We start from the raw sequence: 14554 nt of genomic DNA, 5'->3' as shown, positions 1-14554 counted from the left end.
CACCACTAGCGGCGGGGTTCCACCACTAGGAGCAAACCAATGCATCAACTACTCGCACACCCGTTGTTTGAGGAACGCCCCGCTAGTGACATTCTGGAGCCGTTCGGCTTTGACGTGAATGTCCGCAGCACTGAGCTACCGAACGAAGATGACGAACCGGAAGATTTTGCCCGGTTCACTGAGAATTACGAAGCCTACATCGAAGCGCTCGAACATACCCCACCCGGAGGCTTCACAGAGATCGCCCGGTTTGAAACCGAAGATGGCGATATCGTCTTCGTCTCCGTTCGCGCCAAGACGTTCTTTGCGCAAAGACTATTAGGCTCTGATCCCGACTACTCAGAGCTTGTTAATCCGCAAGCACGAGCAGGGCAAGCGATTTATGAAGAGCGCACCCGACAAATGCAAATGGAAGGCTTTACTCTTGAGCAGGATGATCACTGGTCAAAAGGCGAACTGGCCAGAGCAGCGGGCGCTTACGCCTCGATTGCAGGCAACGCCATTGAACGTGGTGCATCAGATACCAGCAACATGCTTACAACCGATTGGCCGTTTGATCGCACCTGGTGGAAACCCACCACTCCACGCCGCGACCTGATAAAAGCAGGTGCCCTGATCCTCGCCGAAATCGAACGCCTAGACCGCGCCACTGCCTATGCTAAAGCTGGGGAGGACGCCGCATGAGCACACAACAGCAGCCCCATGCAGGCCCACAATACCCACAATTCAAACTGGTCGAGTTTAACAAAGTGCGCCAAATGCGAGGCGCCGAAGCGGCCCGCATTGAAATTATCTATGGCGAAGGCGACCACGATTGGCTCTGGATGTCCGCCGGCGATCTTCACGGCAACATCCGCCAGTTCGGCGAACACGAAGCGCTCACCGAAGCCCTGAAAGCCTACGGGCAAGGGGGCCGGGGATGAACTACGAAGCCTGGCGTATCAGTTTTCAAGACAGCGAGCAGGCCGCGAAAGCGGCCTTTCAAGATGCCCAGCGCAATCATGAAATGCTGCTCAACACTCTCACCCGCTGCAACGAACTGGACGCCAACCTGCAGCGCATCATTGCGGCTGCTACCGCTGAGGGCCCAGGGCCACTGACTCAGGCGGCTATAAAAGAGATGCCAGCAGCAAGCCTGACACTTTTCCTTGCTGATGCATTTGAGAAAGCCGAAGTAGAGAGCTCAATGAAAGTGGAATGCATTGGTGAGTTCTCAATTGAGGTAGATCACGCCTGCACAAGCTGTCATGAAAATGGCAGTGATGAAGAGTGTGAATTCTGCGAAGGCGAAGGCTCATGGGAACAGAAGCACATGATTGAGTGGACGATGACTAAGGACATCTTCAAGGCCATGTGCATCGCTAAGGCCCGCCACCTTAGAAACTCGGTGAAGCTGGAGGTGATCCAGTGAAATTCTCAATGAACGGCTTCCGCAGCCAGCTTAGCGGCGATATCCAAGAGCTACGCTACCTCGTCAACAACGTCATTAACGATGAGTGGTATAGCAAAGAAGACCTAGCCGACGCTTTGAACGCTGTAATCCGGCACAGCAACTGTCTGAACTGCGTCTACTCCGCCGACGATCCTGACTTCACGGATATGGGTGATCTAGAAGTTGAGCCCCTTGAGCTGGATGAAGAACACCAGGATGAGGGGGAAGCCCAATGAAACGACAGCCTCCCCACTGGCGCACCCAATACGCCCTCGACTACGAAGGTGAAATAAACGTCGATCTATTCGCCGGCGGCGGCGGTGCCAGCACCGGCTTAGAGATGGGTCTAAAGCGCCCCGTGCACGTCGCGATCAACCACGATCCCGACGCCATCAGCATGCACACCGCCAACCACCCCGGCTGCGAACACTACCAAAGCGATGTCTACGAAGTAGATCCGATCGCCGCCACCCGTGGCCGCCCGGTGGGCTGGCTACACGCCAGCCCCGACTGCACCCATCACAGCCAAGCCCGGGGCGGGCAGCCACGCAAACGCGCTATCCGCTCGCTTAGCTGGGTAGTCCACAAATGGGCAGGCCTGGTGCGCCCCCGCGTCATCTCGCTGGAAAACGTCGAGCAGATTTTGCAGTGGGGCCCACTCGTCGCCAAGCGCTGCAAAGAAACTGGCCGTGTTAATAAAATCGACGGTACCGTAGCCGCTCCAGGCGAGCACACGCCGATCAATGAACAGTTCTTGGTACCGGACAAGAAACGCCGCAGCCAAAACTGGCGGCACTTCATCGGCGGCCTACGTGCGCTAGGGTACGAAGTAGAGTGGCGCACGCTCCCCGCATGTGACTTTGGCGCCCCCACAACACGCAAGCGTTTATATCTGATCGCCCGCCGGGATGGCCAACCCATCGTATGGCCTGCACCTACTCACGCCCGCAAACCCGCCAAGGGCCAAAAGCGCTATGCATCGGCGGCATCCTGCATTGACTGGTCGGATCTCGGTAAGAGCATTTTCAACCGCCCCCGCCCACTAGCAGAGAACACGCTCAAGCGCATCGCCAAGGGCATTGATAAGTTTGTGATCGGCGCGCCTCAGCCGTTCATCGTGCCGAACAACACCAACAATACCGCCAAAATCGTAGCGGAACCGGTACCCACCATCACAACTGGCGGCCGCTTGCTACTTTGCAGCCCAACATTGGTTCAGCTAGCCCATGGCCAGGGCAAGCCAGGTGGCGTCCAGCGCTGGGGCATCGGCAGCCGCGATATTGAAGAACCGATGAATACCATCACGGCCAGCAGTGGAATGGCGGTGGCCACCGCCTACATGGCGCAAATGAACGGCGGCTTCTACGAAGGCGCAGGCCGCGCCGCCGATGACCCGCTAAGCACCATCACCGGCCGCGGCACCCAGCAACAGATTGTCACCGCCCACGGCCTGGTGCACTGCACGCTGTCTCAACAGGTAGAAGAAAGTGCCCTGCAGGTAGCCGCCTTCCTAATGCGCTACCACAGCACCGGCGGCCAATGGGCAGACCTCAATGAGCCGATGACCACGGTAACGACGAAAGACCGCTTGGCGTTAGTGACCGTCTACATCAAAGGCACGCCCTACGTCATCGTGGATATCTGCCTGCGCATGCTCAAACCCCGCGAGCTTTACCGCGCCCAGGGCTTTCCAGATACCTACATCATCGATCGCGGGCACGATGGCAAACCGTTCACAATCACCGCGCAAACCCGCATGTGCGGCAACAGCGTCAGCCCGCTGCCCATGGCAGCACTCGCCGCGGCTAACGATCACCAGGTAGTAGAGCTCAATCACATGGAGGGCGTGGCATGAAGACACTTAGAGTTGGCATTAAGCCTGCAACGATGCCAAGCCAAACCACCCCCGCAACCTGCACACTTCCAGGAGGCGACCATGCTACCGATTGATCACGTCACGATTGAGCGATTCAGCGAGCTGACCGGCTACAGCGAGTTTGCGATCAGATCGAAGATCAAGCGCGGGGATTGGCGGCAAAACGAACAGTTCTTTAAAGCGCCTGATGGGCGGATTTTAATGTCATTGGAGGGATATGCGCAGTGGGTAACCAAGGGAGCAACCAAGAAGGCGTCCGCGCTGCGTCCAGCAGTAGCATCGAAATCGACTTCTACTACCAGGGCACGCGCTGCCGCGAACGACTCAAGCTCCAGCCCAGCCCCGCTAACCTGAAAAAAGCGGCGCAACATCGCGCCGCTGTTATTTCATCAATCGATGCCGGCACGTTTGATTATCAAATTACCTTCCCTCGCAGCAAGAATGCACGCAAGTTCATGCGTCAGGATCGGCTGGATAACTACCTGCGGCAATGGCTCAATTCGAAGAGGCCTAGCCTAAAGGCATCAACGATAAAGACCTACGAAACCATCATCGAGCGCCTACTGATTCCAGAAATGGGGCATTTGCTATTGGGCGAAGTTACGCGGCCGCAAGTGCGCAACTGGCTGGCATCGCTAAGCTGCGGGAATAAGCGTCTCTCCAACATACTCATGGTGCTACGTTCTGCGCTCAGTGATGCCATGCATGATGAGCTGCTCGATGCCAACCCACTGCAGGGCTGGCACTATCGTTTGAAAGAAACTCCAGGCCCACGGAAAGGCCCGGATCCTTTCACGCGTGAAGAACAGGCGGCGATCCTTGCGGCTGCCCGTGACAACATACGCCCACTATTTCAGTTCGCGTTCTGGACGGGTCTACGGCCAAGTGAATATATCGCCCTGGAATGGGGAGACATTGACTGGCACCGAATGGAAATAACGGTTAACAAATCCATAACGGCGGCAGCGAGGGGCGAAGCGGAAGACACCAAAACCACGGCAGGCAGGCGCACCGTCGCCCTACTGCCCCCCGCAGCCCAAGCATTAAAGGCGCAAATGCAATACACCAGGCTTCACCCCAGCGGCAGAATCTTTCTGTGGCCACGCAGCCAGAAGTCTCTTAGCGGCGACAACGATATAAGAGAAAAACTATGGCGCCCGGTTGTGATCCGTTCAGGCGTTCGGTACCGCACGCTCTATCAAACGCGCCATACTTTTGGCTCTATGATGCTTTCAGCGGGGGAACCCTTAGCATGGGTTAGCAAACAAATGGGCCATCGTGATGTAGTATTCACCGCTAGAACCTATGCGCAGTGGATACCGAACACATCACCTGAACTAGGTTTAAGAGCAGTCGAGATGTTTGGGAGTGGTCAGCTTTGAGTCAGGATTAAGGGTTAAGCTATTGATTTGGTGCGGTTTCTAGGATGTTCGAGTCTCCCCATCCGCACCAATTACTTGTTAGTCTTCAAGCAGTTAGCATTTCCTCTCCTGTATCAAACAGTTTCCATATTATTCTATATAAGCGACGTATGGATGGCTTTTTGAACATCGTCATATGTAAATCCCTTCTTCATCGTTTGAAAATAATGAATGGCTAAATGCCATTTTTTGCATATCTGGGATTTACTCCTAGCAACAGCCGATTTGGCTGACTCGCCTCTGCTTTTCCGCTAGTCTCTATGTTCAAGAGCACTAAAAAATTCCCTCGATAGCTATCACTCAATGCCATATTCGGGGATGATTGCTAATAAAGATGAGAAGGATCTCACAAAATGGAATGGCTCAACGATAACGCCCAAGCAATCTCGGCTGTAGCGAGCATTTGCACACTCTTCGTGTGGGTATTTTATGCCCAGCTGCTCTATAACGGCTATGTCCGGCAGCGTCGCCCCCGCGTCATTATTAATCGCGGCAAGGGCATCGGCGTGGACTCCATCTGTTTAATCAGCAATATGAGCAGCGAAGCTATTTATGTTCAGCACCTTGTAGCGGTACTGTATACCCAAAAAGGCAGTTACTCTCTGGACGTGGTGGAATACCAGCAACACAGGGGTGAGCAACATACGGGTGAGCAACAAGCAACCAGCTATCGCACCCACCAAGGCCCGCTAGCTTCCGGGGATTACCTAAACATTCAATCGTTTGGCGACATTGTGAATCAGGTTAAAGATTATTGGGAAATCGATGATAATCTACTGCATGAGAAGAATATCCAGCTTGAAATTCGCGTCATTGCCATATATGGATCCGAGGATATGCCGACAGGCGCCTCGCGAACCTTTAACCTCGATCTAAACGCTTCACCCAATCACCAGCTTATCCCGGCAAGCGTCGATACAGATCGACTCAACAGCCGTGGCCAACGTAAGCGTGTGCTGGAGTGGGCAAAAGAGATCGAGACCCATAAAGCACGCTGAATCAACGCTATTGCAAAGCCGCGACGCGCCCCATTACCGAGACTAACGACGATGCATAAACTTTTGACTCTCTGCTGGCTTGGCATAATTACGATAGTGTCGACCGACGTCTATGCCGAAGAGGAAGATAGTGATTTACCCGAGTGGGCGGAAGAGCGCATTGAGCCGTTTCGCGAAAGCGTAGGCAACTGGGTAGATAACACGTCGCGCCGCATTGATGGGTTCTTTGGCACTGACGACCATATGCAGGTCAACAACGAATCCTATCTACGTTTCGGTCAAGAGATTGATTGGATGGAGGGCGACGGCACTCGCGGCGATACGACCCTTCGCTACCGTATTGACCTACCTACCTCAGAAGATCGCCTGCGACTGGTCATCGAGAGTGACCCGGAAGAGTCGCAAGGCACCCTAGAAGAGCAAGGCTCTGGACGCCTTGCCAACGACCAGCGTGACCGTCGCAGCTCTACGCTCGGCCTGGATTGGCTAGAAAGCCGCGATAAACGCGAAAACTGGAGTAATCGAATCGGTGCAGGTGTTCGCCTGCGTCTCCCTCTTGACCCCTACGTGCGCTTTACCAGCGAGCGGCTGTGGCAACTGGGTGAAGGGCCATGGCAGTTGGAGTCGAATAACCGCGTTTCATGGTTCAACAATGAAGGCTACTCAGCGCGCACACGTTGGGATATCGGCCGACCGTTGAGTGAACGCCGCCACTTACGCTTTATCACTACCGTGCAGTGGCGCGAGGAAGAAGATAAACTCGAGTACAGTGAAATTGCCGAAATCAATCACCGCATCAACCGCCGCAGTGCACTGCGCTACTCGGCTATCGCCATCGGCGAAAGCGCGTCCAATCCTCGCATGACCAATTACTATCTTCAGACGCGCTACCGCCGCGATCTTCATAAAGGTATTTTATTCGCCGATGTGATTCCGGAGCTACATTTCCAGCGCGATGTCAGCTACGACCCACGCTGGGCGATGACCCTGCGCCTTGAGATGTATTTTCAGCGCAAAATTAACCGCGACTACTTTTAAGCTTTAAGTACACGAGCCCAACTAGAAACGCACCGCGGGCGGCCTTTTGAGCCGCCCGCCTATGCAATACACCTTTGTGCAATACACCTTTGTATTACCACGGCAAATAACTACAGCCGCAAACCGCCGTCACACTCAATGATGCGCCCCGTGAAGTAGTCGTTCTCCATAATAAAGGCGACGCTTTGGGCAATATTATCAGGCTCTCCCAAACGCTTTAACGGCACGCTTGACGAGATACGTTCCAACATATCGGGGCGCATTGCAGCGGTCATTTCGGTAGCCACAAACCCAGGCGCTACGGTGCCGGTACGAATGCCATAGCGCGCCAACTCCTGACTCCAAGTGACTGTCAGTGCATGTACGCCCGCTTTTGCGGCAGCGTAGTTGCTTTGCCCCATATTGCCCGCCCGGGAAATGCTGGAGATATTGACGATCACGCCTTCATGGCCGGCTTCGATCATCTGGGTGGCGGCTTCGCGACCACATAAGAAAACACCGGTTAAATTGACATTGATAACGTTTTGCCAAGCCTCTAAAGACATGCGCTTTTCCACCTGCCCCTCTTTGGCCTTTACCAGCAGCGCATCCTGGGTAATACCCGCATTATTAACACAAGCACTGATCGGGCCCATGTGTTGCGCGATATCGGCAAACGCCTGAGTCACGGAGGCTTCTTCGGCGACATTCACCACAAACGCCTGGGCATCGACACCTTCAGCGGAAAGCCGTGATACGGCCTGATCAAGCGCTTCAACGCTCATATCCAAGAGCGCCATGCGTGCGCCTTGCTGGCCTAAACGCAGCGCCATGGCATAACCCAACCCTCGCGCCCCACCCGTGACTGCAATTACTTTATCGGTCAGTACCATTCGTGACTCCTCACAACAGATTAACCCAGCTTCATTGTGCATTGCAGCATAGAAGATTTATTGACATAAATCGAGCTACATCACCGCTGGAATACGCCATGTTAGCTGCTTGCTATTTATATTTATGTCACCATATTACGCAATTACGATTGTCATCGAGTCGCTTTTTCTGGAGTTAATTATGCCTATTCTTATTTTTATATCGCTCTTCACTCTACTGGATTTTGTGGTTCTGTTCTCGATTGGTAGCCAGATCGGCCTACTCACTACCCTACTTTTAGTGCTCGGCACAGGTTTTGCCGGGCTACACTTGATTCGCAAAGAGGGTGTATCCACTTTTGCGCGGGCGCGCCAGCGCATGCAGGCCGGTGAAATCCCCTCCAGCGAGCTATTAACTGGCGCTGCACTTATCTTCGGCGGTGCCTTATTAATGGCCCCAGGCTTTTTGTCTGATGCACTAGGCTTGGCATGCTTGATCCCCAGCGCTCGGCAGCTGATGTTCAAGGCACTGACCTGGCTGGGGCTTAAAAAGGTTGCCGGACAACAGCAAGGCCCCAGCGCCTCATCAGCTCGGCCGAATGAATATCAAAACAGGCAGTCTTCACAACAGGATGGCCCTATTGAGGGTGATTTTATTAGTCGAGATGAGCCCCCGCGCCGTCGTTGAGGTTTCCTTCGGAAGAATTTTAGCGGAAAAGCAATTTTTTATTCCTCCCCCCCTTGAAAGGCTACCCGCAGCCCCCATTTTTCATCCAGCACACAAATTCGGCAGCGATCTAGACGGTAGCTGCCATTAACAAGGAAGACCGTGAGGTCTTCACTTCTCGCGGGTTACTCCCTCGAGAACACTTTTAAGCTAACCGCCCTCACCAGGGCTTCAACCATACTCAGGAGAACGTGAATGAATATCCGTCCTTTGCACGATCGTGTCATCGTCCGTCGCGTTGAAGAAGAGCAAAAAACTGCTGGCGGCATCGTGCTTCCGGGCAATGCACAAGAAAAGCCGACACGTGGTGAAATCCTCGCCGTCGGTAATGGTCGCATTCTGGAAAATGGTGATGTCCGCCCGTTAGACGTCAAGGTTGGCGATAACGTGATCTTTAAAGATGGCTACGGCGTTGAGAAGCAAAAAATCGACGGCGAAGAAGTCTTGATCATGAGCGAAGCCGATATTCTTGCCGTTGTTGAAGGCTAACAATCGTTGTTGCTCACAATTTTTAGTGGGCGCCTCGAATCATTACTTCACGTTTTTGCATTCAATTTAGGAAGTAGCAGATATGTCAGCGAAACAAGTTAAGTTCTCAGATGATGCCCGTAAACGTATGGCCCGCGGTGTTGACGTTCTGGCCAACGCAGTAAAAGTTACCCTCGGCCCGAAAGGCCGTAACGTAGTACTGGAAAAATCTTTCGGCTCCCCCACCGTTACTAAAGACGGTGTTTCTGTCGCCAAAGAGATCGAACTGAAAGACAAGTTCGAGAACATGGGCGCCCAGATGGTTAAAGAAGTCGCTTCACAGACCTCTGACGCTGCTGGTGACGGCACCACTACCGCTACCGTTCTGGCCCAGGCCATTATCGCTGAAGGTTTGAAAGGCGTGACAGCGGGCATGAACCCGATGGATCTGAAGCGCGGCATCGACCAAGCGGTCAACGCAGCGGTTAAAGAAATCAAGGCAATGTCCGTACCTTGCACCGACACCAAGTCGATTGCTCAGGTAGGTACTATCTCTGCAAACGGCGACAAGCGCATTGGTGAAATCATCGCCGAAGCGATGGAAAAAGTTGGCAAAGAAGGCGTCATCACCGTTGATGAAGGCCGTGGCTTTGAAGACGAGCTGGAAGTCGTTGAAGGTATGCAGTTTGACCGCGGCTACCTCTCGCCCTACTTCGTTACCAACCAGGACACCATGACGGTTGAACTGGAAGATCCCTACATCCTGCTAGTGGATAAAAAGATCTCCAACATCCGTGAGCTGCTGCCGGTGCTAGAAGCCGTTGCCAAGCAAGGCAAGCCGCTGGCCATCATCGCTGAAGATATCGAAGGCGAAGCCCTGGCAACGCTGGTTGTTAACAACATGCGCGGTATCGTTAAAGTAGCCGCTGCCAAAGCGCCTGGCTTCGGCGACCGTCGTAAGTCCATGCTACAGGATATCGCTATCCTGACTAACGGCACGGTCATCTCTGAAGAAGTCGGCCTGACGCTTGAGCAAGCGAACCTGGATCACCTGGGTACAGCTAAGCGCATGACCATGTCGAAAGAGAACACCACCATCATCGATGGCGCTGGTGCAGAAGGCGATATCGAAGCACGCGTTAATCAGATCCGCGCGCAAATCGAAGACACCTCTTCTGACTACGACAAAGAGAAGCTGCAAGAGCGCGTTGCCAAACTGGCAGGCGGTGTTGCCGTTATCCGCGTCGGTGCTGCCACCGAAGTGGAAATGAAAGAGAAGAAAGCCCGCGTTGAAGACGCCCTGCACTCTACCCGTGCAGCCGTTGAAGAAGGCGTGGTGCCTGGTGGCGGTACTGCACTGGTTCGCGTAATGGCCAAAGTACAAGGCCTGACTGGCGATAACGAAGACCAGAATCACGGTATCAACATGGCGCTACGCGCTATGCAGTCACCGCTGCGTCAAATCGTTTCCAACGCTGGTGAAGAGCCCGCTGTGGTTATCAACCGCGTGAAAGATGGCGAAGGAAACTTCGGCTATAACGCACAAACCGGTGAGTACGGCGACCTGTTCGAAATGGGCGTCCTGGATCCAGCTAAAGTAACCCGTACTGCACTGCAGTCCGCTGGTTCTGTTGCTGGCCTGATGATCACCACTGAGTGCATGATCGCAGAAGACCCGGAAGAGAAAGACTCTGCACCTGATATGGGTGGCATGGGCGGAATGGGTGGTATGGGCGGCATGATGTAATGCAACCCTGAGCCCTCTGCTCAAGACTGCCAGCTATTACTAGCTGCAAAGCAGTCACCAACGACCCCGCTTCGTGCGGGGTTGTTGCGTTTTAAAAGATCACTAGATTCATTGCAACCCAATATCTCCTTGCCCCATCGCGTAGAGCGAACGTGGTACTATCAGCGCGGATTTTTATAAGGCTATAGGGCAAGCATGTTGCAGCATATCCGTATCGTACTCGTTCAGACTTTCCACCCCGGCAATATCGGCGCGGCGGCACGGGCCATGAAAACCATGGGCCTAACCGAGCTGGTACTGGTTAATCCCCGCCTATTTCCCGATGAAGAAGCCACTCGCCTCTCCGCAGGGGCGACCGATGTCCTGGGCAGTGCACGGATAGTGACAACGCTTGATGAGGCGGTTAACGACTGCGTTCAGGTCGTTGGTGCCAGTGCGCGCTTACGCAGCCTACCCTTGCCTCACTTCGACGAACCCGATGAGATGGCGGCAGATGTCATTCAGAGTGCGCAAACGGCGCCAGTGGCGCTGGTTTTTGGGCGTGAACGTTCGGGGCTGACTAACGATGAGATTCGCTGCTGCACGCATCAGGTCAGCATTCCGGCTAATCCTGATTACGGCATCCTGAACTTATCTCAAGCGGTACAGATACTCGCTTATGAAGTGCATCGAGCCTGGCGTAAAGGTGAGGAGAGCGGCTTTGCTTATCAGCGCCCGTTGGAGGCAACGCCGCCCAGCCGTGAGCAGTTCTTACACTTTCAGGCCCATCTGGGACGTTTAATGCAGGAGAGCGGCTTTTTAACCCAGCCACATGCCCGCACTGAAGAGCAGATTCAAGCCCTCTTCGCTCGCGCCCAACCCAGCCGCAAAGAGCTTTCGCTTCTGCGTGGGCTGTTAAGCGCTTTTGAAAGCTATCTGCCTAAAAAGTGATAGAGATTAAGCAACTAAAAAGGGACAACCAAGTTGTCCCTTTTTAGTTTGGAGATAGGGGCTTTTAGAGCATCATTGCCGCTAGCCAGCCAAAGCCCACTAACGGAATGTTGTAGTGAAGAAACGTCGGCACCACGCTGTCCCACATATGATCGTGCTGACGATCAACGTTAAGGCCTGAAGTGGGCCCCAGGGTCGAGTCAGAGGCAGGCGAGCCAGCATCACCCAATGCCGCAGCCGTACCCACCAGCACCACCGTGGCCATAGGGGAAAAGCCAAACTGTACCGCCAAGGGCACAAAAATCGCGGCAATGATCGGTATCGTGGAGAACGACGAGCCGATACCCAGGGTAATGAATAGCCCTACCAGCAGCATCACCAGTGCCGCTAAGCCTCGGTTATCGCCAAATAGTGAAAAAGCCCCCGACACCAGCGCATCAATTTCACCGGTGGTTTTCATGACTTCAGCAAAGCCCGCCGCGGAGATCATGATAAAACCGATCAACGCCATCATGCGCATACCACTGGTAAATAGATCGTCTGCTTCTCGCCACTTAAAGATGCCGCCCATTGAAAGCAGGCCAATCCCTACCAAGCCCCCCAGAATCATCGAGCCGCTATAAAGTTGGAGACCGAGTGCTGCGACAATAGCTATTCCAGACATCACAAGCCCTAGCATATGCGGTGCGGCGGGCGTATGACCTTCACTAACGTTGGCGTTAGCGATATCTTCGGCTTGATACTCACGCGCGCGGCGGTAACTCCAAAATAGCGCAACGATTAGCCCCAACGCCATGCCCCCTACCGGCACTGCCATAGCCATAGGCACCATGCCACGGGTAATCTCTAAACCTAGCGGTTCCCCAGCGCTATTTAAGTTGGCCAAAAGAATATCGTTTAGAAAAATCGCCCCAAACCCTACCGGAAGCAGCATATAAGGCGCCGTTAAACCAAACGTAAGCGCACATGCTACTGCGCGTCGATCCAGCTTTAAGCGGTTCATCACGGTTAACAGTGGCGGAATCAACACCGGTATAAAGGCAATATGTACCGGGATCGCGTTCTGAGAAGAGATAGCCACCAACAGCACTGCCGTTAGCAACAGCATTTTGACCCGCGTCTGTTGCGCAACGGTGGCCTCTTCTTTACCCAATAACGTAATCAAACGATTAGCCAACATATCCGGTAGGCCAGAGCGGGAGATCGCCACCGCAAAGGCCCCCAAGGTGGCGTAGGCCAGCGCCACCTGAGCACCACCGCCCACGCCTGTATTAAAGGCATCCAGCGTTTGTTCTAGTGACAACCCGCCCACTAAACCGCCGACTAAAGCGCCCACCACTAAAGCAAATACCACCGAGACACGCGCCAGCGATAGCGCCACCATCACCAGCACCGCAAGAATTACTGCATTCATGAAAATTCCTAGAGCAATTGAAAGGTCATTAACGGCGAAGGGGGCGGATTTTAGCAGATTAAATATCTAAACCTAAGGCCACGATGCATGCTGAACGCATTGCCACTTTAGTCTCAACGCCATTGCTGCGATGCACCATACTACCTACCATCTCTCTTTCGATTAATTTCAGCGTCGGCTACTTTACTATTTTCTTAGGAGCTCGCATGAGCATACTTGCGATTGTCATTTCGCTACTTTTATTAATGTTCCTCGCTTATCGAGGCATCTCGGTGCTGCTGCTGGCTCCTCTTATGGCATGTTTAGCGGTGTTGCTCTCTGGAGATGCCGCCTTTTTATTGCCGATCTACACCGATACCTTTATGAGCGCGCTGGGCAACTACGTCATCCAGTTCTTCCCGCTGTTTCTGTTGGGCGCTCTGTTTGGGCAGTTGATGGCCGATTCCGGTGCCGCCCAATCGATTGCCAACGGGATTGTCAAAAAGCTTGGTACCCACCATGTCGTGCTTACCGTGGTCATGGCCTGCGCGGTGCTCACCTATGGCGGCGTATCGCTGTTTGTGGTTGCTTTTGCCATTTACCCGATCAGCCGCGAACTGTTTCGCAGCGCCAATGTGCCCAAACGGCTAATTCCAGCTTCTATTGCGCTAGGCTCTTTCACCTTCAACATGACAGCCCTGCCAGGGACACCTTCGATACAGAACGCGATTCCCATTCCTTATTATGAAACCAACAGCTTTGCGGCACCCGGTCTCGGTATTATCGCCGGGCTGATTATGCTTGGGCTGGGGACTTTCTATCTTCAATCACGGGTAAAAAAAGCCGCATCAAAGGGTGAAGGATACGGCCACCATACTGAGCGCGAAGCAGTTGCCAATGAGGAGCAAGAACAAGCACCCACTAGCCTTCCGCTGTGGCTGGCACTGATACCCATCATTATGGTGATTGGTTTGAACGCACTGTTTACCTACGGTGTGTTTCCCGCCCTTGATTTAAGGTTTATCAGCGACGAGTTTGAAAATGTATCGCCATCAGGTCAGAGCGGGCTTTGGGCCATTCTGATCGCCCTGCTCAGTGCATCTGCATGGCTGATTATTACCCGCTGGAAGCACTGACTGGATCTTAAAGAGAGTGTCAATAAAGGCTGCTTGGGCTCACTGCTACCAATTTTCAACACGGCTTCAGAGGTAGGCTACGGTGCCGTCATTGCCAGCTTGGCAGGCTTTGCCATTATCCGCGATGCCGTGCTTACTGCTTCACCTGGCAACCCACTGATTTCAGAAGCCATGGCAATGAGCGTGTTAGCGGGGATCACTGGCTCCTCTTCCGGCGGGCTCTCAATTGCGCTAGAAACTCTGGGCAGCGAATACTTGGCCATGGCCCAACAAGCAGGTATTAGCCCTGAACTCATGCACCGCGTAGCAACGCTGGCTGCAGGTGGCATGGATACGCTTCCCCACTCAGGGGCGGTTATCACCCTGCTGGCTATCTGCGGCCTTACCCATCGCCAATCGTATGGCAACGTTGCCATGGTAACCATCGCTCTGCCGATCTTTGCACTAATCAGCGTAATTACCTTGGGTACACTTTTTGGCAGCTTCTAAAAGCGCACAACGCATGCGATAGTGAGCCTAACTGTTAGCCCGCCAATA

General features: G+C 53.7%; 14 protein-coding genes and 1 pseudogene. 13 read left to right on the top strand and 2 right to left on the bottom strand.

What is annotated here, in order from left to right:
• Positions 1-39: 39 nt before the first annotated feature.
• From KF947_RS21250 to KF947_RS21215, 8 genes are all read left to right on the top strand, one after another.
• Positions 40-684 (top strand): hypothetical protein, encoded by a 645-nt coding sequence (locus KF947_RS21250; RefSeq protein WP_227405023.1) that lies wholly within the window; start codon positions 40-42, stop codon positions 682-684.
• On the top strand, positions 681-923 hold the full coding sequence (locus KF947_RS21245) for a hypothetical protein (RefSeq protein ID WP_227405022.1): 243 nt from the start codon (positions 681-683) through the stop codon (positions 921-923). Before KF947_RS21250 ends, KF947_RS21245 begins: the two co-directional genes overlap by 4 nt.
• Positions 920-1411, top strand: coding sequence for a hypothetical protein (locus KF947_RS21240; protein ID WP_227405021.1), 492 nt, complete (start codon positions 920-922; stop codon positions 1409-1411). Before KF947_RS21245 ends, KF947_RS21240 begins: the two co-directional genes overlap by 4 nt.
• Positions 1408-1668: a hypothetical protein gene (locus tag KF947_RS21235; protein ID WP_227405020.1), complete on the top strand. Its 261-nt coding sequence runs from the start codon at positions 1408-1410 to the stop codon at positions 1666-1668. Before KF947_RS21240 ends, KF947_RS21235 begins: the two co-directional genes overlap by 4 nt.
• Positions 1665-3287 (top strand): DNA cytosine methyltransferase, encoded by a 1623-nt coding sequence (locus KF947_RS21230; protein WP_227405019.1) that lies wholly within the window; start codon positions 1665-1667, stop codon positions 3285-3287. The genes KF947_RS21235 and KF947_RS21230 overlap by 4 nt, the downstream gene beginning before the upstream one ends.
• A gap of 245 nt (positions 3288-3532) precedes the next feature.
• A complete protein-coding gene (locus KF947_RS21225; protein ID WP_227405018.1) occupies positions 3533-4690 on the top strand; it encodes a site-specific integrase in 1158 nt (385 codons plus the stop codon).
• A gap of 392 nt (positions 4691-5082) precedes the next feature.
• Positions 5083-5727, top strand: coding sequence for a hypothetical protein (locus KF947_RS21220; protein WP_227405017.1), 645 nt, complete (start codon positions 5083-5085; stop codon positions 5725-5727).
• Positions 5728-5778: 51 nt separating this feature from the next.
• Positions 5779-6765 (top strand): hypothetical protein, encoded by a 987-nt coding sequence (locus tag KF947_RS21215; RefSeq protein WP_227405016.1) that lies wholly within the window; start codon positions 5779-5781, stop codon positions 6763-6765.
• A 110-nt stretch (positions 6766-6875) separates the two neighbouring features.
• Here KF947_RS21215 and KF947_RS21210 read toward each other — a convergent pair whose 3' ends face one another.
• On the bottom strand, positions 6876-7637 hold the full coding sequence (locus tag KF947_RS21210) for an SDR family oxidoreductase (protein WP_227405015.1): 762 nt from the start codon (positions 7635-7637) through the stop codon (positions 6876-6878).
• 181 nt (positions 7638-7818) lie between these two features.
• Between KF947_RS21210 and KF947_RS21205 the strand changes: the two genes are divergently transcribed.
• The 4 genes from KF947_RS21205 to KF947_RS21190 all read left to right on the top strand — a co-directional run bounded on the left by KF947_RS21205 (position 7819) and on the right by KF947_RS21190 (position 11488).
• Positions 7819-8304, top strand: coding sequence for an FxsA family protein (locus tag KF947_RS21205; protein ID WP_133730649.1), 486 nt, complete (start codon positions 7819-7821; stop codon positions 8302-8304).
• Positions 8305-8538: 234 nt separating this feature from the next.
• Complete coding sequence (locus KF947_RS21200) at positions 8539-8832, top strand: co-chaperone GroES (protein WP_022523671.1); 294 nt, start codon at positions 8539-8541, stop codon at positions 8830-8832.
• An 82-nt stretch (positions 8833-8914) separates the two neighbouring features.
• Entirely contained in the window at positions 8915-10558 is a 1644-nt protein-coding gene (gene groL, locus KF947_RS21195; RefSeq protein ID WP_133730648.1) for a chaperonin GroEL, read from the top strand.
• A 195-nt stretch (positions 10559-10753) separates the two neighbouring features.
• Positions 10754-11488, top strand: coding sequence for an RNA methyltransferase (locus KF947_RS21190; protein WP_227405014.1), 735 nt, complete (start codon positions 10754-10756; stop codon positions 11486-11488).
• Positions 11489-11552: 64 nt separating this feature from the next.
• Here the strand turns inward: KF947_RS21190 and KF947_RS21185 are convergent, their stop codons facing one another.
• On the bottom strand, positions 11553-12902 hold the full coding sequence (locus KF947_RS21185) for a Na+/H+ antiporter family protein (protein WP_133730646.1): 1350 nt from the start codon (positions 12900-12902) through the stop codon (positions 11553-11555).
• 206 nt (positions 12903-13108) lie between these two features.
• On the opposite strand from KF947_RS21185, the pseudogene KF947_RS21180 reads away from it, so the two are divergent.
• Positions 13109-14506: pseudogene (locus KF947_RS21180) on the top strand (GntP family permease).
• Positions 14507-14554 lie beyond the last annotated feature (48 nt).

This window comes from Halomonas sp. FeN2, from assembly GCF_020595105.1.
GTDB classification, from domain to species: domain Bacteria; phylum Pseudomonadota; class Gammaproteobacteria; order Pseudomonadales; family Halomonadaceae; genus Vreelandella; species Vreelandella neptunia.
Note: the sequence above shows the minus strand (reverse complement) of the source record. Positions and strands in the feature narration are given on the sequence as shown.